This window comes from Amaricoccus macauensis, assembly GCF_049800915.1.
Lineage (GTDB): Bacteria > Pseudomonadota > Alphaproteobacteria > Rhodobacterales > Rhodobacteraceae > Amaricoccus > Amaricoccus macauensis_A.
In genome coordinates this window covers 107,669-127,330 of record NZ_JBNAFY010000010.1, presented here as the reverse complement: position 1 = coordinate 127,330, position 19,662 = coordinate 107,669, and the positions used below count along the sequence as shown (strand labels likewise).

At 68.2% G+C, this 19,662-nt stretch carries 16 protein-coding genes and 1 pseudogene; 14 read left to right on the top strand and 3 right to left on the bottom strand.

Annotated elements, in window-relative coordinates:
* From ACP15W_RS20095 to ACP15W_RS20070, 6 genes and pseudogenes are all read left to right on the top strand, one after another.
* Positions 1-2,545: pseudogene (locus ACP15W_RS20095) on the top strand (hypothetical protein); the annotation flags it as partial.
* Between the two features lie 43 nt (positions 2,546-2,588).
* Positions 2,589-2,813, top strand: coding sequence for a hypothetical protein (locus ACP15W_RS20090; protein ID WP_424934665.1), 225 nt, complete (start codon positions 2,589-2,591; stop codon positions 2,811-2,813).
* Complete coding sequence (locus tag ACP15W_RS20085; protein ID WP_424934664.1) at positions 2,810-3,907, top strand: class I SAM-dependent methyltransferase; 1,098 nt, start codon at positions 2,810-2,812, stop codon at positions 3,905-3,907. Before ACP15W_RS20090 ends, ACP15W_RS20085 begins: the two co-directional genes overlap by 4 nt.
* Positions 3,904-5,103 (top strand): hypothetical protein, encoded by a 1,200-nt coding sequence (locus ACP15W_RS20080; RefSeq protein ID WP_424934663.1) that lies wholly within the window; start codon positions 3,904-3,906, stop codon positions 5,101-5,103. The genes ACP15W_RS20085 and ACP15W_RS20080 overlap by 4 nt, the downstream gene beginning before the upstream one ends.
* Complete coding sequence (locus ACP15W_RS20075; protein ID WP_424934662.1) at positions 5,104-6,018, top strand: hypothetical protein; 915 nt, start codon at positions 5,104-5,106, stop codon at positions 6,016-6,018.
* Between the two features lie 387 nt (positions 6,019-6,405).
* Positions 6,406-7,119 carry a sugar transferase gene (locus tag ACP15W_RS20070; protein WP_424934661.1) on the top strand — a complete coding sequence of 238 codons (714 nt, stop codon included), beginning with the start codon at positions 6,406-6,408 and terminating at the stop codon, positions 7,117-7,119.
* A 282-nt stretch (positions 7,120-7,401) separates the two neighbouring features.
* Here ACP15W_RS20070 and ACP15W_RS20065 read toward each other — a convergent pair whose 3' ends face one another.
* Positions 7,402-8,220, bottom strand: a complete 819-nt coding sequence (locus tag ACP15W_RS20065; protein ID WP_424934660.1) for an ABC transporter permease — start codon at positions 8,218-8,220, stop codon at positions 7,402-7,404.
* Between the two features lie 159 nt (positions 8,221-8,379).
* Here ACP15W_RS20065 and ACP15W_RS20060 point away from each other — a divergent pair, with 159 nt between their 5' ends.
* From ACP15W_RS20060 to ACP15W_RS20035, 6 genes are all read left to right on the top strand, one after another.
* Entirely contained in the window at positions 8,380-9,933 is a 1,554-nt protein-coding gene (locus ACP15W_RS20060; RefSeq protein WP_424934659.1) for a hypothetical protein, read from the top strand.
* A gap of 179 nt (positions 9,934-10,112) precedes the next feature.
* Entirely contained in the window at positions 10,113-10,772 is a 660-nt protein-coding gene (locus ACP15W_RS20055) for an ABC transporter ATP-binding protein (RefSeq protein WP_424934658.1), read from the top strand.
* A gap of 99 nt (positions 10,773-10,871) precedes the next feature.
* Positions 10,872-12,281, top strand: a complete 1,410-nt coding sequence (locus ACP15W_RS20050) for a phosphomannomutase (RefSeq protein ID WP_424934657.1) — start codon at positions 10,872-10,874, stop codon at positions 12,279-12,281.
* 451 nt (positions 12,282-12,732) lie between these two features.
* Positions 12,733-15,216, top strand: coding sequence for a tetratricopeptide repeat protein (locus ACP15W_RS20045; RefSeq protein ID WP_424934656.1), 2,484 nt, complete (start codon positions 12,733-12,735; stop codon positions 15,214-15,216).
* A 203-nt stretch (positions 15,217-15,419) separates the two neighbouring features.
* The gene (locus ACP15W_RS20040) at positions 15,420-15,659 is read left to right on the top strand and encodes a type II toxin-antitoxin system ParD family antitoxin (RefSeq protein WP_424934655.1); all 240 of its coding nucleotides are present in this window, start codon (positions 15,420-15,422) and stop codon (positions 15,657-15,659) included.
* On the top strand, positions 15,656-15,943 hold the full coding sequence (locus ACP15W_RS20035; protein WP_424934654.1) for a type II toxin-antitoxin system RelE/ParE family toxin: 288 nt from the start codon (positions 15,656-15,658) through the stop codon (positions 15,941-15,943). The genes ACP15W_RS20040 and ACP15W_RS20035 overlap by 4 nt, the downstream gene beginning before the upstream one ends.
* A 165-nt stretch (positions 15,944-16,108) precedes the next feature.
* On the opposite strand, the gene ACP15W_RS20030 is transcribed toward ACP15W_RS20035, so the two are convergent.
* Both ACP15W_RS20030 and ACP15W_RS20025 read right to left on the bottom strand, forming a co-directional pair.
* Positions 16,109-16,891 carry a glycosyltransferase family 2 protein gene (locus ACP15W_RS20030; protein ID WP_424934653.1) on the bottom strand — a complete coding sequence of 261 codons (783 nt, stop codon included), beginning with the start codon at positions 16,889-16,891 and terminating at the stop codon, positions 16,109-16,111.
* Positions 16,892-16,975: 84 nt separating this feature from the next.
* Positions 16,976-17,479 (bottom strand): BLUF domain-containing protein, encoded by a 504-nt coding sequence (locus tag ACP15W_RS20025; RefSeq protein WP_424934652.1) that lies wholly within the window; start codon positions 17,477-17,479, stop codon positions 16,976-16,978.
* A 271-nt stretch (positions 17,480-17,750) separates the two neighbouring features.
* Between ACP15W_RS20025 and ACP15W_RS20020 the strand changes: the two genes are divergently transcribed.
* Together ACP15W_RS20020 and ACP15W_RS20015 are read left to right on the top strand one after the other, a co-directional pair.
* On the top strand, positions 17,751-18,335 hold the full coding sequence (locus ACP15W_RS20020) for a polysaccharide biosynthesis/export family protein (protein ID WP_424934651.1): 585 nt from the start codon (positions 17,751-17,753) through the stop codon (positions 18,333-18,335).
* Positions 18,336-18,345: 10 nt separating this feature from the next.
* Positions 18,346-19,623 carry a hypothetical protein gene (locus ACP15W_RS20015; protein WP_424934650.1) on the top strand — a complete coding sequence of 426 codons (1,278 nt, stop codon included), beginning with the start codon at positions 18,346-18,348 and terminating at the stop codon, positions 19,621-19,623.
* The last annotated feature ends 39 nt before the right edge of the window (positions 19,624-19,662 follow it).

Genomic DNA, 19,662 nt, shown 5'->3' with positions numbered 1-19,662 from the left:
GCGCAGGCGGCCCCTGCGCAATCCGAACCCGGTGCTCGACATCGCCTGGTACAAGACGCGCTATCCGAAGATCGTGAAGACCGGGCTGGAGCCGCTCGAACATTACGCCACCATCGGCTGGCGCGAGGGCCGCAACCCGAACGCGGCCTTCGACGCGAAAAGCTATCTCGCCGCCAACAAGGGCGTGGCGAAGGCAGGCCTCGAGCCGCTCGCCCATTACCTCGAGACCGGCTGGCGCGAGGGCTGCCGGCCCCATCCGCTCTTCGATCCGAATTGGTATCTGGCCCAGAACCCGGATGTGGCCGAGGCCGGAACCGAGCCCTTCGGCCACTACCTCACCCTTGGCTGGCGCAAGGGGCGCAAGCCCCACCCGCTTTTCGACACCACCTGGTATCTCGGCCAGAACCCGGATGTGGCGAAACAGGGCCGCGAGCCCTTCGGCCATTATCTCGAGTGGGGCTGCCGCGAGCGCAGGCGGCCCCTGCGCAATCCGAACCCGGTGCTCGACATCGCCTGGTACAAGACGCGCTACCCGAGAGTGGCGAAGACCGGGCCGGAGCCGCTCCAGCATTACGCCACCATCGGCTGGCGCGAGGGCCGCAACCCGAACGCGGCTTTCGACACGAGACGCTATCTCGCCGCCAACGCGGACGTGGCGGAGGCAGGCCTCGAGCCGCTCGCCCATTACCTTGAGACCGGCTGGCGGGAAGGGCGTCACCCCCATCCGCTTTTCGATCCCGAGCGGTATCTGGCCCAGAACCCGGATGTGGCCGAGGCCGGAACCGAGCCCTTCGGTCACTACCTCACCCTTGGCTGGCGCGAGGGGCGCAAGCCGCATCCGCTTTTCGATCCCGCCTGGTATCTCGAGACCAACCCGGACGTGGCGAAACAGGGCCGCGAGCCTTTCGGGCACTATCTCGAATGGGGCTGCCGCGAGCGCAGGCGACCCCTGCGCAACCCGAACCCGGTGCTCGACATCGCCTGGTATCAGAAGCGCTACCCAAAGGTGCTCGATACCGGGCTGGAGCCGCTCGAACATTACGCCACCATCGGCTGGCGCGAGGGGCGCAATCCCAATGCGGCCTTCAATGCGACGCGCTATCTCGGGGATTACGGCGAGGTGGCGGAGGCAGGCCTCGAGCCGCTCGCCCATTACCTCGAGACCGGCTGGCGGGATGGCTGCCGCCCCCACCCGCTCTTCGATCCCTTCTGGTATCTCGGCCGAAACCGGGACGTGGAGGAGGCCGGGGCCGAGCCGTTCAGCCATTACCTGACCACCGGCTGGCGCGAGGGGCGCCGCCCCCACCCGCTCTTCGATCCAAAATGGTATCTCGATCAGAACGGGGACGTGCGGAAGATGGGCCGCGAGCCCTTCGGCCATTACCTCGAATGGGGCTGCCGCGAACGCAAGCGCCCCTTGCGCAATCCCAATCCGGATTTCGACATCGCCTGGTATCAGGCCGCCTATCCCGATGCCGCGAAATCGGGGCTGGAGCCGCTCGAGCACTATCTCACCCGCGGCTGGGAAGAGGGAAAGAGCTATTCCCGGGCCCTGAATGCGCGCTACTACCAGCTTCTGCACCCCGATCTCGCCGGGCTCTCGCCGGTCGAGCTGATCGCGCATTTCGAGACCATCGGCCGGGCCGAGGGCCGGGTGGCGGTGCCGCCCGCGCGCGGCGAGGTGACGGTCACGCCCCGGGCCGCGAAACCGCCCGCCCGGCGCAACCTGCCCGAGACCGAAACCGGAGGCGTGCCGCAGTACAGCGCCCCCCTGGTGATCGCGGGCTTCCACCGCAGCGGCACCTCGATGCTGGCCAACCTCTTCCATGACGCCGGGCTCTTCCTGGGCGACGATCTGCTGGGCGGGAAGTTCTCCAACAAATACGGCCATTTCGAGGATCGCACCGTCATCGGCTTCCACGACCGGCTCCTCGCGCAATCGGGCGCCTCCTGGCAGCACGGGAGCGCCTTCATCCCCACCGTCACCCGGGAGGACTGGTACTGGCTGTCGGAATACGGCATCGCGCGGTCGGAGCATGGCGCCTGGGGGGTGAAGGACCCGCGGGTCTGCCTGTTCCTGCCGCAATGGGCGGAGGTCTTCCCGGCGATGTCGGTGCTATATCTCTTCCGCTCCTGCGCCGAATGCGTGGGCTCGCTCAAGCGGCGCGCGGCGGCCGATCTGGCCCGGGGCCAGGCGCCGGCGGTCAATATCCGCTTCTGGACCGAGCCCGATCTCGCGATCCGCATGTATCTCACCTATGCCCGCGCCGCCCTGCGGTTTCTCGAGAGCTTTCCGGGGCGCTCCTGCGTGGTGAGCCTCGACAGCCTGCTGGCGGGGCGCGACATCCTGGGCGAGCTGCGCGAGACCTGGCGCTATCCGCTGGCGCCGCTCGAGGTGGGCGACGTGTTCGAGGCCGGGCTGATGAAGCGCGCGGGCCCCAACGAGGCGGTGGCCGACCCGGCCCTGCTGGCGGAGGTGCGCCAGGTGGAGGCACGGCTGCGCGCGCGCGAACGGATGGGATTCGTCGGGCCGGAAGGCCGGTGACACGCGGGACCGCCGGGACCGGCAGAACGAAGAGAGGCACGCCATGAAGCAGATCCTGGAAAAACTGCCCGAGACGGCCGCGCTGGAGGCGACCTTCGACCTCCTGCGCTACGAGAACGCGGCGCAGCAGGCGCGGATCGCGACGCTCGAGGCCGAGCTGGAGGCGATGCGGGAGGGGCTCGCGGACAAGGACCGGCTGCTCGAATCCCAGCAGGAATTCATCGATCTCCTGAACGCGGAGATCCACGCCCTGCGGGAGACGGGATGAACGCCATGATCCCGCCCCTCAAGCCCCGGAGCGGTGTCCTCGAGGTGACGCCCGGGCGCGTGCGCGTCTTCACCGACCCCGAAACGGCCCTGGACTGGACCCGGCCGGAGGATTTCGCGCAAGGGGATGCCGTCCAGGCGATCGTCCTCCATGCCGCGCCCGATGCCCCCGAACTGCCGCGCCATGTCCGAGCAGCACTTGCGGGGCTTCTGGGCCATGTTCCCTTCTTCGCCGTGCCCTCGGGGGCGCCGGACTGTCCGCTGAGGCGGTGGGCCGAGGCCCATGGTTCGATCTTCGACCGGCTGGTGGCCCCGGAGCCGGGCGAGGCCCCGGCAGGCTCGCTCCTGCGGCTCGAGCGGCCCGCGGGAACGGATCTGATCGAAGCGGTCTTCGAGGATCTGGCGCAGGAAACGGCCCAGGCCTACGAACAGGAGGCGGAGTATTCCCCGGCCGAGCACTGGGAGGCGCGCGCGCAGCAGTTCGGCACGTCGGCCCGCTCGGTCTGCTATGCCAATGCGCCCCGGATCATCAACAAGATGATGCACGAGACGCAGATGGAGGCCCTGATGCCCGCCATCCGGCGCGCGGCCTCCGACATGCGCCGCGGCTCCCGCCCGCCTGCGCTCCTGGAATACGGCTGCGGCATCGGGCGGCTGGCGCGCTACTGCCGGCCCCATGTGCGCTATCACGGCGCGGACATCTCCCGGGGCATGGTGGAGACGGCGCGCACGCTCAATCCCGGCGTGCGGTTCTTCACCACCCGGTCGCTGCCCGCCGCCGACCTGCCCGAGATCGACATCGTGATGACGGTCACGGTGCTGCACCACAACGACCGGGCCGAGCGGCTGAAGATCCTGAAGACGGCCGCGGCGCGCGCGGGCGCGCGGGTGCGGCTGGTGCTGCTCGAGGACCTGCTGGTGCCGGTGCAGATCAAGTCGCACAACATGTATCCCCTGTCGGTGGAACGCCTGCTCGACGAGATCGCCATGACCTTCGGCGGCACCTGCACCCAGACCGGCTTCCGGCTCCTGGCCTACAAGCCCAATGACCTGGTGGTGCGCGCGGCCCTCATGGAACTGGATGTCTGGCGATGAACGAACAGGTCCTGCCCGTCCCCGCCCCCTCCGAAGCGCCCGACCGACCGGGGCGGATCGCCATCGTCTGCAACGGCTGCGTGCCCGGCTCGCGACTGCCGAGCGGCGCCCAGGGCCTGCGCGCCCAGGGGCTCCACCTCGGGCTCCGGGCCTCGGGCCACGACTGCGACATCGTGACGCGCCGGAGCACCGTGCGAGCCCAGCTCGACCGCTGGAACGCGCCCTCGATGCGGTTTCCCGGCCATTGGCGGGTGATCCCCGACGAGCGGCTCGAGGCGCGCCTGAAGGCCGACTACGCCACGATCATCTTCATCGGCTGGGTCGGGATCGACGCCTTTGCCAAGGCCCCCGGCCAGCGGATCGTCTATGATTTCTTCAGCCCCTCCATGGTGGAGCATTCCTTCATCTCCTCGGGTGGGCGGCTGGAGGCGAAACGCAGCAAGAAGGAGGAGCTGATCGCCCAGGCCGACCTCCTCATCGCCAATGGCACCGGCCGGGCGGAATACGGCGCGGATTACATGCGCGCCCGGCCCCCGCTCGTCCATCTGCCCGCCCCGCTTTCCGTGCGGCTCGCCCTGCCCTGGGCCGGGGACGCGGCCATGACGGAAGCGCCCGCGCAGGGAAACCCCGCGCAAGGACCGGCGCGCGAAGGCCCCCTGCGGGTCTTCTTCGGCGGCTTCGACCAGGCCTGGACCCGCGGGCTCGATGCGGGCGCTCTGGAAGACCTCGCGGATCTCGGTGGCGTCGAGGTCACGGCGATCGGCGTGGGCGAGCACCTGCATTTCCACGACCGCGCCTCCCGGCAGCGACCGCGCCGCCCGCAGGGTCGGGTGGTCTATCGGGACGTGGCCGCCTTCGAGGCCTACCGGCGGCTCAATGCCGGCTCCCATATCTCGCTCGACGTGTTCGAGCGCAATGCCGAGCGCGAGCTCTGCTATTCCACCCGCGCCATCACCTCGCTCTGCAACGGTTGCCCGGTCATCACCATGGCCTTCACCGAGGTGGGGCAGCTGGTGGCCGAAACCGGCGCGGGCTGGGTGCTCGAGGAATTCTCGCTGCCCGCAATCCGCGATCTCGTCGCCCGTCTCGCCTCCGATCGCGAGGAGGTGCGGGCGCGGGCGCGCAACACCCGGACCTTCTGGGAGCGCCATTGCGACCCGGAGCACGAGATCCGGCCCCTCGTGGAGGTTCTGTAGATGGACGGCCCCGCCTTCCCCGCCCCCCGGGCGGTCTCGGAGCGGCTCGCGGCACGCTGCCCGACCCTGGTCCTCGTGGTCCATGGCGGCCCGCTCGAGGCCAAGAGCGCGCTGCTCGCCGCCAGCCTCGCGCAGTATTACCTGCCGGGCAGGATCGTCGCCCGGGTGATGGAACCCGAGGCGCGCTGGGGCGCGCTCGGGCCGGAGGCAAGGGCCCTTTTCGAGGGGCTCGGCATCCCGCTCGTGCCGGCGGAGAACCGGATCGATCCCGACTATCCCCATGGCAACAAGGTCGCGGCCCTCGAGGGCATATCGGGGCCGGCGGTGTTTCTCGACAGCGACATGCTGCTGATGTGCCCCTTCTCCTGGCATCCGGAGCTCGGCGCGGACATCGCCGCCAAGCCCGCCGACATCGACACCTTCTCGCGCGGGGGGGGAAGCTGGTCGCGGGTCTGGCAGCTCTTCAACCTCGAGACCCCGGCGAAGAGCTTCACCTCCACCGCCAGCCGCGAGGCGATGCGGCCCTATTTCAACGCCGGCTTCATCTCGGTGCGCGACGGGGACGCGTTTGCGCGCATGTGGGTGGAGACGGTGCGCCGGATCGATGCCGAGCCGCGCATCCTGAACAAGCGCCCCTGGGTCGACCAGATCGCCCTGCCGGTGACCGCCGCCCGGCTCGGCTGGGAGATCCGGCCCCTGGGCGACCGGTTCAACTTTCCCTGCCACCTCTCGGACACCGGCGCGGCCAGCCCCTATTTCGCCCATTACCACTGGCCGAAGGTCATCGCGTCCCAGGCGCCGCTTCTCTGCCGCACGCGGGCGCTGCTGGAGCGCGTGCCGGGACTGGCGGCGATCCTCGCCCGCCACGAGGAATGGGACGGCGTCCTGCGGGCCTGCGACGTGCAGGCAGCCTGAAAGGGCGGGCCACAACCGCAGGATGCAACCCCGGGACCGCCCCACGAAGGCCCCGAAGCCCGGACCGGGCCGCGTGCGAAAAGCCCAAGTTCCTTGGGACATGGGCGGAAAGACCGGGTGCGGACGCGTGGCACAAATTCACCATGATCCTCCAAGGTATTCAATTAAGGCGAAAATTTAGTTGAAATTCGAGGTGAATAGTGTCTTAATTCCCCCCGTGAGAGGGGTAGCTCACAGAATCGATGTTTCAGAAGGAACGCTCCTAGGGCCGTGATACGCGTGGCCTTGTTCGGGTGCCCTGTTGGCGTTTCCGCATCGGATCGCCGAAGAGGGTTTCTGTTTCTGCTGCTCGCGTTGCTTTCATGGTGCTTGGATCAGGGTAGACGGATGACACTCTTTACGGAACTTGACGGAAACCTGACGCTCTCCGACAGTTCGCAAGACTCCGACCTTTCTCGGAAACATCGGCATCCGGATGCTGGAGCGGCCCGCTCCGGGCTCTCCTGGAAACTGAAGACCGTGGCCGATTACATCATGGCTTCCGTGCTGCTCCTGAGCTTCGCGCCCGTTCTCGCCGCCATCGCCCTGGCGGTGAAATTCAGTTCGCCCGGCCCGATCTTCTTCCGCCAGCCGCGCTACGGCGCCGGCCGGAACGTCGTGGTGGTGACGAAGTTCCGCACCATGCGCGTCGAGGGCACCGACATGACCGGCAAGCGCCAGGCGACCCGCGACGATGATCGCGTGACGCCCGTGGGCCGCTTCCTGCGCAAGACCTGCCTCGACGAGCTGCCGCAGCTCTGGGACGTGCTCTGCGGCAAGATGTCGCTGGTGGGTCCGCGCCCGCATGCGCTGGTGCTCGAGGTCGATGGCGAAAGCATCGAGGACATGATCCCCGAGTATCACGAACGTCACACGGTCCGCCCCGGCATGACCGGCCTTGCCCAGATCAACGGCAACCGCGGCCCGGTCCACAGCCGTTCGATGGCCGAGGAGCGCGTCGATTTCGACCTGGAATACATCCGCAGCCACTCGCTGCTCCTGGATGCGAAGATCCTCGTCAGGACGCTGTTCGTGCCGTTCCAGAAGGAAGGCTCGTTCTGAGGCGCTGACCCGCGCCCAACCATTCCGCCCACCAGCCATTCCACCCGGCCATTCCACCCCGACACCCCGCTTCGGCACAGGCCCCGCGCCCGAGGGTGACCCGGGCCGATGGCCCTCTCCGGGAGCAAACGCCCTGTCCGCATGGCAAATGCCATCCGGAACGGTTTGCTTTCTCGGGACCAAAATCCTTTTCCGGACGGCTTTCGCCACCCGGAACGGTTTGCTTTCTCGGGACCAAAATCCTTTTCCAGGCGGCTTTCGCCACCCGGAACGGTTTTGGTCCTACTGCTCGATCAGGAAGGCGGCATGGCGGCGCACCAGGTAGCCGCCGATCACCAGGCAGGTGAGCGAGATGCCCAGCACATAGGGGATCGAGACGTAATCGGCATTGTAGGTGCCGAAGAAGCCCGCGCGCATCAGGCCGATGCATTGCAGGACGGGATTGTACCAGACCACGTCCTGGAAGGCGGCCGGAATGCTCTCGAAGACGTAGAACACGCCCGAGATGATGAAGAGCGGCCGGGTGAGCACCGACCAGATGTTCTTCCAGGTGGGAAAGAAGCCGAAAAGCACGCAGTTGAGCGTGCCCACTCCGAGGCCCAGCAGCGAGACCAGCGTGAAAGAAATGACGATCATCTCCCAGTCGAGGATCACATAGGCCCCGCTGACGACGATGATGCCGCCGATCAGCAGGACCGCGATCATGAAATTGGTCATCAGCGTGAGCAGGAATTTCGCCGCCACCGCATCAAGCGCGCTGACCACCGGATAGGCCAGCAGCCCGCGGTTGGAGGTGATCGCGGAACTCACCGCGCGATGCATGGTCAGGAAGAGCTGAAGCGGCACGATGCCCGTAGAATAGAAGAACAGGAAACTGTTGCCGAGCGGCGGGCTGCGCAGCGCCAGGCCGAAGGCGATGGCCAGAAGCAGGATGCCGCCGAGCGGCTGGGCGATGGCCCAGAAATAGCCGCCCGCGGACTTGCCGAAGGAGGTGCCCATCTCGCGGATCACCAGCGCGCTGAGCACGCGCAGCCGCTGGAAGGAGGGGCGGTCCGCACGCGGCCGGAGCGGAGAGAGTCTGAAGGTATCGAATGAACTCACGGGAGAGGCTTTTCTCTTCATCGGCGCCGGCACGGAGAAAACACGGGCGAAACTGTCGAATTCGTGCGGCCGGCGTCATTTGCCTTGTATTCGCCCAGACGGTAAACCACACCATGTTCCGATAACAAGCCTGGTCCGAAACCAGTGCCGCAGGTGAAGATGATCCATCCCCAGACCGAGACCGGCGCGCCCCCCGAAGAGGAGGCGGCCCAGACCCCCGGACAGGACGCCTCCCAGCCCCGCCAGGGCCCGGACCCCGTGCAGGCGGGAGATGCCGAGCCGGACGGCAGCGGTGATGGCGGCGGCGATGTCGCGGCCTTTCCCGCCCGCGGGCGGGGCCGGCGACGCAATGCGCGCGGCCGGAAGACGAATCGGCAGTCGGGCGACACACCGCCCTCGGGCAACCGGTCACGCCGGCAGAAGCTCAAGGCCCGTAAGGAAAAGACCCTCGACCGGAAGGCCGGCAAGCGGAAAAGGAAGAAGGGCGGCAAGCTGAAGGCCGCCTCCGCGTCGGCCTCCCAGGCCGCCTCCGCGGCGCCCCCCCGGGCCGAGGGTTTTTCCGGCGAGATCCTCCCCGCGAGCGGCAGCACGTCCGGCATCGAGGTGCCGCCGGCCCGGGCACGGAGCCGGCACTGGGCGATCCTCGTGTCCTTCCTGATCGTGGTGCTGCTGCCCTTCGCGCTGGCCAGCGGCTATCTCTACACCCGCGCCGCCGACCAGTATCACTCGGAAACCGCCTTCTCGATCCGCTCCGAGGAGCAGTCATCCGCCGCCGCCGGGCTTCTGGGGGCGATCACCCAGATCAACCCCGGCTCGGCTTCGGAAGCCGATATCCTGTTCGAGTTCATCCGCAGCCAGAAGATCGTTGAGAACATCGACGATCAGCTCGACCTGCGCACGATCTTCAACCGCGCCGAGAACGATCCCTATTTCACCCTGGGGCCCGACGCCACGATCGAGGATCTGCTCGATTACTGGCGCAGCATGGTCGAGGTGAGCTACGAATCGAGCGCGGGCATCATCCATGTGCGCGCCAATGCCTTCACCCCCGAGGATGCCCAGGCGATCACCACGGCGGTGCTGGCCGAGAGCAGCCGGGTGGTGAACCTCCTGTCCGAACAGGCGCGCGAGGATGCGGTGCGCTTCGCCCGCGAGGAGCTGGAAGAGGCGGAGGCGCATCTGCGCGACGTCCGCAAGCGCATGGCCGATTTCCGCCGCACCAACCGCATCGTCGACCCTTCGGCCGACATCGCCGGCCAGATGGGACTCTTGAACGCGCTCCAGCAGGAGCTGGCCCAGGCGCTGGTGGAGCGCGACGTGCTGCTCTCCTATGCCGCCGAGGACGACCAGCGGGTGATCCAGGCCAACCGGCGGATCTCCGCGATCACCGAGCAGATCGAGGAGGAGCGGCAGAATCTCGGCGTGGGCGGGGTCGACGGGGTGCTTCCGGAGGTGGTCGGCACCTACGAGGAGCTGCTGGTCGATATCGAGTTCGCCAACACCGCCTATACCCAGGCGCTCGCCTCCCTTGCCGCCGCGCGGGCCGAAGCCCGGCGCCAGAGCCGCTACCTCGCCCCCCATGTGCGCCCGACGCTGGCCCAGAGCGCGCTCTATCCCCGCCGGACGCTGCTCGCGGGGCTGACGGGACTGTTCCTGGTCCTGGGCTGGGGCACGCTGATGCTGATCTATTACAATGTGCGTGATAGTAATTAGTGAGCATGCCGCACGAAAGTGGACACCGGTTTCGGGCTTTTCGGCATGCGACCGACAAAAGCATGCCGCACGAAAGTGGACACCGGTTTCGGGCTTTTCGGCATGCGATCCACAAAAACATGCCGCACGCAAACGGCTTCGCGCCCTTCGGCAGGCAGCCGTCAGGTGAGGGCTGACCCGTGATCGAGTTCCGGAACGTCTGCAAGGCCTACCGCACCACCACGCGGCGCAAGGTGCTGCTCGACAATTTCTCGCTGACCCTGCCCGCGGGGCGCAAGGTGGGCGTGCTCGGGCGCAACGGCGCGGGCAAGTCGACCCTGCTTGGCATGGTGGCGGGCATCGCCAAGCCCGATTCGGGCCGCATCCTGCGCCATGCCTCGGTCTCCTGGCCTCTGGGTTTCAAGGGCAGTTTCAGCGGCGATCTGACAGGGGCGCAGAACGTGCGCTTCACCGCCCGGGTCTACGGTGTCGATACCGATGCGCTGGTGGCCTATGTGGAGGATTTCGCCGAACTGGGCGATTTCATGGACATGCCGATCCGCTCCTATTCCTCCGGCATGAAGGCGCGCATCGCCTTCGGCATGTCCATGGGGATCGCCTTCGACTGGTATCTGGTCGACGAGATCACCGCCGTGGGCGATGCCGCCTTCAAGAAGAAGTCGCTTTCGGTGTTCAAGAACCGGCTGAAGGATGCCGGCATGCTGATGGTCTCCCATTCCAGCAGCACGATCCGCAAATACTGCGATGCGGGCCTGGTGCTGGAAAACGGCCGGGCGACCTATTTCGACGATGTGAAAGAGGCGCTTGCCGCACACAAGGCGAACATGAAGGCAGGTTGAAGGCCCGGAGATTGCGGCTTTTTCTCGTCAGGCGGGGCTTGCGCGTGCTATGGCCGGAACGGTTCCCGTTCCCACCCCGAAACCCCGGAGCATTTCAGCATGAAATTTGGCACAAGCGGATTGCGCGGCCTTGTCAGCGACATGACCGGCGAGCTGGTCACCGCCTATACGGCGGCCTTCCTGCGCCATCTCGAGACCGACGGCGCGCCCGCAGAGGCGCTTCTGGTGGGGCGTGATCTCAGGCCGAGTTCGGAGCGGATCGCGGGCGAGGTCCTGGCCGCGGCCGAGGCGGCGGGAGTGCAGGGCGTGCAATGCGGCGTGCTGCCGACGCCCGCGCTGGCGCTCGAAAGTGCCGCCCGCGGGCTGCCCGCGCTGATGGTGACCGGCAGCCACATTCCCTTCGACTACAACGGGCTGAAGTTCTACCGCGCGACCGGCGAGATCACCAAGGCCGACGAGGCGGGCATCACCGCGGCGCTTGCGGATGCCCCCACCCCCCTGCCCGCGCCGGTCTCCCCGGCGGAGGATGACGCGGCGCGGCGGCGCTATATCGAGCGGATCACCGGGTTCTTCGCACCCGATGCGCTCGCAGGGACCCGGATCGGCGTCTACCAGCACTCGGCCGCGGGGCGCGACGTGCTGACGGAGATCCTTGAGGGCCTCGGCGCGGAGGTGATCGCTTTCGGGCGCACCGACGGGTTCATCCCGATCGACACCGAGGCGGTCCGGCCCGAGGACGAGGCGCTGGCGCGCGAGAAGACCGCCTCCGAGCGGCTCGATGCCATGGTCTCCACCGATGGCGACGGCGACCGGCCGCTGATGGCCGACGAGGCGGGCACGATCCTGCGCGGCGACATTCTCGGGGTTCTGACCGCGCAGTTCCTGGGCGCGGATGCGGTGGCGACGCCGATTTCCTCGAACACGGCGCTGGAGCGCACGGGGGCCTTCGCGCATATCGCCCGCACCCGCATCGGCTCGCCCTACGTGATCGCGGCCATGGAGGAGCTGGAGGCCGCGGGCGCGCGGCTCGTAGTGGGCTTCGAGGCCAATGGCGGCTTCCTTCTGGGCGGCGATGTGACGAACGAAGGCGGCGCGGTGCTCTCGGCGCTTCCCACCCGCGACGCGGTGGTGCCGCTTCTGGCCACGCTGGTGGCGGCGAAGACACGCGGCCTGCGGGTCTCCGAACTCGTGGCGAGCCTTCCGGCGCGCTATACCGCGAGCGACCGGCTCAAGGAGATCGGCCAGGACCGCAGCGGGCCGCTTCTGGCCGGGCTGGCGGCGGAAGAGACGGCGCGGCGCGACTTCCTCTCCGGGCTGGGGCTGGCGCCCGCGGGCGAACCGGACACCAGCGACGGGGTGCGGATGGGGCTCGAGGGAGACGAGATCCTGCACCTGCGGCCCTCGGGCAATGCGCCGGAACTGCGCTGCTATGCCGAGGCAGCAAGCCCGGAGCGCGCGCGGGACCTGGTCGCCCGGACGCTGGAGAAGGTCGCGGCGGAGCTGCGCTAAGGAAAGTCGCGGCGGAGCTGCGCTGAAGAAAGGTTCGGCGGAGCCGCGCTGACAGACGTTGCGGCGGAGCTTCCGGATCGCGTCGGCGGGGTGCCGGGGGCACGCCGCGCGATCCGGTCGGCCTGAGGGCTATGCCCGGAAGCCGAGAGGGGTCGGGATTTCCCTTTGCGCCGGATTCGTGCCGTGCCAGCCCGTGGCAAGCGCGGATGCGCGCAGCCGCCCGGGACGGGCTGCGCGGCACGATCTGTCACGCGCCAGATCGTGCAAGGCAACCGGAGAGGTTGCTCAACATTCACACCATATCTCGGCCGCCCCGTGCCCCCGGCTTCACGCCGCCCTGAAGCGGATGTGAGTTTACAGATTGTTGGCGCTTTGGCCTCTAGATGGCCCGGCCCCGTGCCACGCCCCGCAAACCCGGGGGCGCGCGACCGGCCGAAACCTGGAGCCTTGCATGCGCCTGCCCCGCCCCTTGCCTCTGCTGCCCGCCCTGATGGCCACCACGCTCGCGCTCGCGGGCTGCGACACCGCCGAGGAACGGGCCGAGAAGCACTACCAGCGGGGGCTCGCGCTGGTGGAACAAGGCGAGACCGCGCGCGCGCTCCTGGAGTTCCGCAATGTCTTCCGGCTCGACAATGCCCATGCCCCGGCGCTGAACCAGTATGCCGCCCTCCTCGAGGCGCAGGACGACACCCAGGGCGCGGCGAAGCATTACCTGCGCGTGCTGGAGATCGAGCCGCATGATTTCACCGCCCACCAGCGCCTGGCCCGGATCCTGATCGGGCTGCAGGATTACGGCGAGGCGGAGATCCATGTCTCCGAGGCCCTCCGGCTGGAGCCGGGCGATCCGCTGGCCCGCGCGCTGCGCGCAACGCTCGACTTCCGCGCCGGCACGAACCGCGCGGCCGCGCTGGCCGAGGCCCGGGCGGTGACGCAAGAGGCCCCGGAGGTCGTGGCCGCCCACATGATCCTGATCGCGGACCGGCTGAACGCGGAGGACATCGCGGGCGCGCTCGACCGGGTCGATGCCGCGCTCGACGCCGTGCCGGGGGACGAGGGGCTGCACCTCGCCCGGCTCTCGATCCTCGAGGAAACCGGCGATATCGACGCCATCGGCGCGGAGCTTGCGCGCATGGTCGGGCTCTTCCCGGAGAATGACGGCGTGCGGGACGCGCTGATCCAGTGGCACCTGCAGGCGGGCGACGCAGAGGAAGCCGAGGCGGTGCTGCGCGCGGGCGCGGCGCCGGGCGACACGGACGCCGCCCTCGAGGTGGTGCAGTTCCTCTACGGGCTCCAGGGACCGGAGGCCGCGATCGCCGAGCTCGAACGCCTGATCGCGGAGACGGAGGCCCCCGGCCCCTACATCCGCGCGCGGGCCGGAATCGATTTCACCGAAGGCCGCCCCGAGGCGGCAATCGCCGCGCTGCGCGCCCTGCTCGAGGGGGCGGAGGCCTCCGAGGAGACCCGCGAGACCCAGGTGATGCTGGCGGGCATGCTGGCCGGAACCGGCGCGGGCGCGGAAAGTGCGGCGCTGATCGAGACGGTGCTGACCGAGGAGCGGGGCCATGCCGGGGCGCTCAAGCTGCGCGCCCAGGCCCGGATCGACACAGGCGACCCCGATGGCGCGATCCGCGATCTGCGGCTCGCGCTCATCGAGACCCCCGAGGACCCGGAGATCATGACCCTCATGGCGCTCGCGCACGAGGCGGCGGGCAGCCGGGAGCTGATGGGCGAACGGCTGGCGCTGGCGGTGCAGATCTCGCAGAACGGCGTGGCCGAAAGCCTGCGCTATGCCGCCTACCTGATGCAGGAGGACCGGCCCGGCCCGGCGCGCGACATCCTGCGCGAGGCGCTGCGCCGCGCCCCCGAGGACCCGGAAATCCGCCACATGCTGGGCCGGATCGCGATTTCCGAGCGGAACTGGACCGAGGCGGTGCGGATCATGGACCGGCTGCAGGCGGGCAGCACGCCGCGGGAACTGGCCCTTGCCACCAGCCTGGAGGCGGAAAGCCTCGCGGCGCGCGACGAGACCGGCCTTCTGACGGAACTGGTGGAGAGCATGGCCCGCGCGGGCGGCGCGGAAACCGAGCTTGCCCGCCAGGTCGGCGCCTGGGCCGCGCGCGGGCAAACCGCGGCGGCGCGCGATCACCTCGACGCCCTGCTGCAGGACAATCCGGCCAACCTGCCCGCGCATCTGCTGCGCGCGGGTCTGCGCGCGGCGGAAGGCGAGCAGGCGCAGGCCGAGGCGCTCTACCGCGAGGCCATCACCGCCATTCCCTCCGATGCCCGGCCCTATGAGGCGCTGGTGATCCTGCTCTCGACCCAGGGCCGCGAGGCCGATGCGGCCTCCGTGGCCCGCGAGGGAATCGCGGCGGCGGGCGCTTCCGCACCGCTGCAGCTCACCCTGGCGAGCCTCGCCGAGGCGAAAGGCGACATTCCGCGGGCCGTGGAACTCTACGAGGCGCTTCACGACGCCGATCCCGAGAACCTGGTGGCGGCCAACAATCTCGCGAGCCTGCTCAGCGCGGGCATTCCCGCCGATCCTTCCGGGAGGAGCGCGCAGGACGCGGCGCGGCTCGCCCGGGCCGCGGAGGTCGCGCGCGGCCTCGAGGGGATCGCCGTGCCGCCGCTCCAGGACACCTATGGCTGGATCCTGTTCCTTCAGGGCGATGCGGAAACCGCGCGGATCTATCTCGAACCGGCCGCCGCCGCGCTGAGGGAGAATGCCCAGGCGCAGTATCACTTCGCCGAAGCCGCCTTCGCGCTCGAGGACTGGGACGCGGCGGAAGCGGGCCTTGCCCGCGCGCTGGAAGCGGAGGTCGCCGGAAGCCCCCTGCCCCAGGCGGAGGCCGCCCGCGCCCGGCTCGAGGAGATCGAGAGCCTGCGCGCCGCAGATCCTGCGACGCCACCCGCGCCCGCCCCTGCGCAGGGCGGCTGAAACAGCCCCCGGTCCGCCCGCCGCGGGCCGCCGAAGAAACCCTGCCGGGCCGCCGCATCCCCATCCCCAGACACACCATGGAGATCAGGCACCGGGTCCGGAAGCTCCGCGCCGTGGGCACGCTCGAGGACAAGGTCGAGTCGCTGCGGAACCGTTTCGAGACCAGCATTGGAAAGTACCAATGATTGGTATAGGATCGGATCATGGCACAGAACACCTCCGTCTCTCTCGGCCCGCACTTCTCCACCTTCATCGCGGAGCAGGTCGAGACCGGCCGCTATGGCTCGGCCAGCGATGTCATCCGGGCAGGCCTGCGTCTGCTCGAGGAACACGAGGCCAAGGTGAAAACGTTGCAGGATGCCTTGATACAAGGCGAGCAGTCCGGTGAGCCACAACCCTTCGACTTCGAAGAGTTCAAGAACCGGAAACGTTGCTCGACGTGAAATCTCTCGTCTTCTCACCCGGTGCGGCGGCAGACATCGACGGTATCTGGGACTACACCGTTCATCGCTGGGACGGAGATCAGGCCGAACGATACATCGACCAGATCCGGGATACCTGTCTTGCTCTGGCGGCAGGACGAACCACAGGACGGGTCGTCACCGTTCGATCAGGCTACCTGAAATATCCCGCCGGCAGCCACATGATCTACTACCGCGAGACTTCCGCACGCCTCGAGATAATCCGCATTCTCCACCAGCGCATGGACGTGGAAAGTCACCTCTAACCCGAACCTGTTATGCCCCGCCGAGATTTGATCCAGAGGACATTTCGTGATCTGCCTTGCCCTCGTCTACGTGACAGCCGCGGTGGTTTAGGACGGCGACACCTCCCCTGAAACCGCGGCGCCGACATCCGGGGCATTCCCTCGTTTCCTCTCCATGAAAACCGCTCACCCCCCCAGCCGTTTGCGCGCGGCCCCCACGGCATTGCAGGCGATGCACCAGGCGGCGCGGGGCCGCGACAGCCCCGCCGCCTCGCGGTAGAGCCGCCAGGTCGCGGCCATGGCGCGCGCCTTGTTGCCCGAGAGCGAGTGTTTGCGCACCCGGTAATCGGCCAGAACCGTGTCGATCCCGTGGGCCGCGCCGCCATCCGCCAGCAGCCGGAGCCAGAGCCCGTAATCCTGCCGCCGGCGCAGGTCGGGCATCGCCACGGGGCCGAAATGGCGCGCGTCATAAAGCGCGGTGAGACAGCCGATCACGTTGCCGCGCAGGAGACCCGCGTGATCGACCCGCGCGGGCACGCCCACCCGGCCGAGCGGGCGGCCCCGCTCGTCCATGCGCTGATAGGCCGAAAAGACGAAGGTGGCGCCGGTACGCGCGATATACTCGAGCTGGACGTCGAGCTTTTCCGGGCGCCAGAGATCGTCGGCATCGAGAAAGGCCACGAAGCGGCCCCTCGCCGCGGCGATCCCGGCATTGCGCGCCGCCGCCGCACCGCGGTTTTCCTCCCAGCCCAGCAGCCGGAGCCGGGGATCGTCGCGCGCGAGTTCCTCGGCCAGCGCCCGCGAGCCATCGTTCGATCCGTCATCGATGAGCAGAAGCTCCCAGTCTGTGAAACTCTGGGTCCGGACCGAACGCACGGTTTCCTCGAGCGTGCGTTCCGCATTCCAGACCGGTGTGATCACCGAGACGACAGGATGGACGGCGGGGCCGGAAGCGTCGTCCCTGTCCATGGCGTGCGGCTCCCCTTGTGCTGCCCATGTTGCCAAGCGGGCCATCCATAGCCGATTCCCGGCCGGGGAAAAGGGCGCGGCGGATCAGGGCGCGCGCCGGATCTCCACCGGAACCGCACCCGGAACCGCACCCGGGGCCGCACCTTGGGCCGCCCCCGAAGCGGCGGGCAGGGCCGGGCGGCAGGTCTCGGCCATGAACTCGAGCAGCGCATCGGCGGGAAAGCCCTCGACCGGGAAGCCGAAATGGTAGTCGAAGCGCGCGAGGATGGCGGGGCTGATGCTGGGTCCGCTGCGCAGGATCAGACCCGGTGCGCCGAATTGCCGGTAGTAGATCCGCTCGCGGGCGCGCAGGCTGATCTGCACGTGGCGCGGATCCTTCAGGATGCGGGTGTAGGTGGCGCAGAGGGCGGGGGCCGGTCCCTCCAGCGCCTGGACGATCCAGCCGTCGATGAAGACGAGACCACCCGAGAGCCCGCCCAGGACCCCGCCGGCGGCATTGCGCAGGCGTGCGGCCTGGGCGATTTCCGAAATGTCGGAGAGTTCCGTGCCCGTGGCGGCCCGGCTGACATAGAGGATTCGCTCCAGCATCGCCTGTTCCCTGCGCCAGCGGACGTGAAATACTCGGATCGGCAGCAAGCCTATCCCCTGCAGGGTGAAGCATCGGTAAATGTTTACCGAAAATGTTTACGGCCCTCGGACAGGGAGCCCGGAATGCGCAAAAAAACGCCCTGATCTGTTGCAGAATGACTACGATCCCGGGGCCAAATCCCCGTCAAACCGGAGCCCGGGCAGGTTAGGGGTTTTCCTCAAAGCCCTCTGCATGTTCTAAGATCGCCCAAACCATCACAAGGGCGGTTCGATGAGACAGATTTTGTGTGCCATTCTTTTTGCGGTGCTCTCCGCTCCCTTCGCTCTGGCGCAGAGCGCAGGCTACCGCGTCCAGCCCGGGGATACGCTGGCCATCACCGTGCTCGAGGACGACACGCTGAACCGTGAGGTTCTGGTCCTGCCCGACGGTCGCATCTCGGTGCCGCTGGCCGGTTCCGTCCAGGCCGGAGGAAACTCGGTGGGCACCATCGAGAGCACCATCGCCGACCGGCTCGCCTCGAACTTCGCCGTCCGCCCGAGCGTCTTCGTGTCCGTGACCACCGTCGACGAGGACGGGCTGACCTTCCCGGTCTATGTCCTGGGCGAGGTCGCAGCACCTGGCATCCACGAGGTCGAGACCGGCACCACGCTCCTGCAGGCCATCGCGCTCGCCGGCGGCCCGGACCGCTTCGCCGCCACCAAGCGCATCCAGCTTCGCCGCACCGACTCGTCCGGCCAGGAAAAGCTCTACCTCTTCAACTACCGCGCCGTCGAGCGCGGCGGGTCGATCCAGTCGATGATCACGCTGCGTGAAGGCGATGTGATCCTGGTTCCCGAACGCCGCCTGTTCGAGTGAGGGCGTGCGTATGCGCCGCAGCCCCCTCGCCGCACTGCTCATGGCGGGCACCGCATGGACGCCCGCCGCCTTCGCCCAGCAGGAACCTCAATCGACCCTGACGGCCACGATCTCCGAACGGTTCGAATACGATTCCAACTACCAGCTCGATGATCCCTCTGCCGGCGACACCTATTTCGCCGACACGATCTTCGCGATGGACTACCTCCAGGAGACGGAAGACCGCATCCTCGGCCTCGGCTTCGATGTCGGCCTGCGCGCGCTCTGGGAAGCCGACGAGGATTTCGACTGGCAGGTCGCCAGCCCGAGCGGCGCCTACCTCCTCTACGAGGATGAAGGCCCGCATCTCGCCTTCGACGCCGATGTGAGCGCCCGTACCCGCCAGGTGGAGAACGACGACGACGATATCGAGGACGATATCGACGACACGCTCGAAAATCTCGGCGATGCCCGAGAGATCCGCTACGATGCGGATGTCGGCTTCGAGATCGGCCCCGATGCGCCCATGTCCTACGGGATGCGCTTCCTCGGCACGGATATCGACTACGAGGACAACGAGGGCGGCCTGACGCCGCGCCAGACGGTGGAAGGCCAGGCCTTCCTGACGGCCCGGATCAATCCGGTGCTCTCGGCAGCCCTCTTCGGCAGCTACTTCCGCTACAGCGCCGACAACAATGCCGAGACCGAAGTGGACATCGCCGAAGGCGATATCGGCATCATCTACGAGCCGAGCGAAGTGCTCGAGATCACCGCCGGCGTCGGCTATGCCGACCGCGAGCGCGAGGATTTCGGCGAGCAGACGGAATCGGACTCCGGGATCGTGCTCCGCGGCAACGTGAACTACATCCTGCCGGATTTCACCATCAACGCGGATGGCCGCTATACCACCGCTGCCCCCGACCCGCGGTTCAGCTTCAACCTGCGCACCAACTACGCGTTGCAGCGCAGCCAGCTCTTCGCGCGCGTCTACAACCGCTACACCGGCGCGGCCAGTGGCGGCGCCAACGAGGTGCGGGTCACCGGCGCGGCCTTCGGCGTGGTGCATGAGATCAACGACATCTCGCGGGTCCGCCTCGACCTGGGCTATGCCCACCAGGAAAACCTCGACGACGACGACGATCCGGATATCGACCGGACCAATCTCACGGCGAGCTATTTCCACGACCTGACGGAACGGATCACCGCCGAGGTCGGCTATGGCTACACCCGCCGCCAGGACGATCCCGACGATGCCACCAGCCACCGGCTGTTCGTGGAGATCGGACGTACATTCGAGACCGGCCTCTAAGCCCCGGATCCGAATCGCGATACCCGGCCCCCCCGGCCG

Coding starts and splice junctions, on each gene's coding strand:
- ACP15W_RS20090 (WP_424934665.1), top strand. CDS start 2,589: ATGAAGCAGATCCTGGAAAAACTGCCCGAGACGGCCGCGCTGGAGGCG.
- ACP15W_RS20085 (WP_424934664.1), top strand. CDS start 2,810: ATGAACGCCATGATCCCGCCCCTCAAGCCCCGGAGCGGTGTCCTCGAG.
- ACP15W_RS20080 (WP_424934663.1), top strand. CDS start 3,904: ATGAACGAACAGGTCCTGCCCGTCCCCGCCCCCTCCGAAGCGCCCGAC.
- ACP15W_RS20075 (WP_424934662.1), top strand. CDS start 5,104: ATGGACGGCCCCGCCTTCCCCGCCCCCCGGGCGGTCTCGGAGCGGCTC.
- ACP15W_RS20070 (WP_424934661.1), top strand. CDS start 6,406: ATGACACTCTTTACGGAACTTGACGGAAACCTGACGCTCTCCGACAGT.
- ACP15W_RS20060 (WP_424934659.1), top strand. CDS start 8,380: ATGATCCATCCCCAGACCGAGACCGGCGCGCCCCCCGAAGAGGAGGCG.
- ACP15W_RS20050 (WP_424934657.1), top strand. CDS start 10,872: ATGAAATTTGGCACAAGCGGATTGCGCGGCCTTGTCAGCGACATGACC.
- ACP15W_RS20045 (WP_424934656.1), top strand. CDS start 12,733: ATGCGCCTGCCCCGCCCCTTGCCTCTGCTGCCCGCCCTGATGGCCACC.
- ACP15W_RS20040 (WP_424934655.1), top strand. CDS start 15,420: ATGGCACAGAACACCTCCGTCTCTCTCGGCCCGCACTTCTCCACCTTC.
- ACP15W_RS20030 (WP_424934653.1), bottom strand. CDS start 16,891: ATGGACAGGGACGACGCTTCCGGCCCCGCCGTCCATCCTGTCGTCTCG.
- ACP15W_RS20025 (WP_424934652.1), bottom strand. CDS start 17,479: ATGCTGGAGCGAATCCTCTATGTCAGCCGGGCCGCCACGGGCACGGAA.
- ACP15W_RS20020 (WP_424934651.1), top strand. CDS start 17,751: ATGAGACAGATTTTGTGTGCCATTCTTTTTGCGGTGCTCTCCGCTCCC.
- ACP15W_RS20015 (WP_424934650.1), top strand. CDS start 18,346: ATGCGCCGCAGCCCCCTCGCCGCACTGCTCATGGCGGGCACCGCATGG.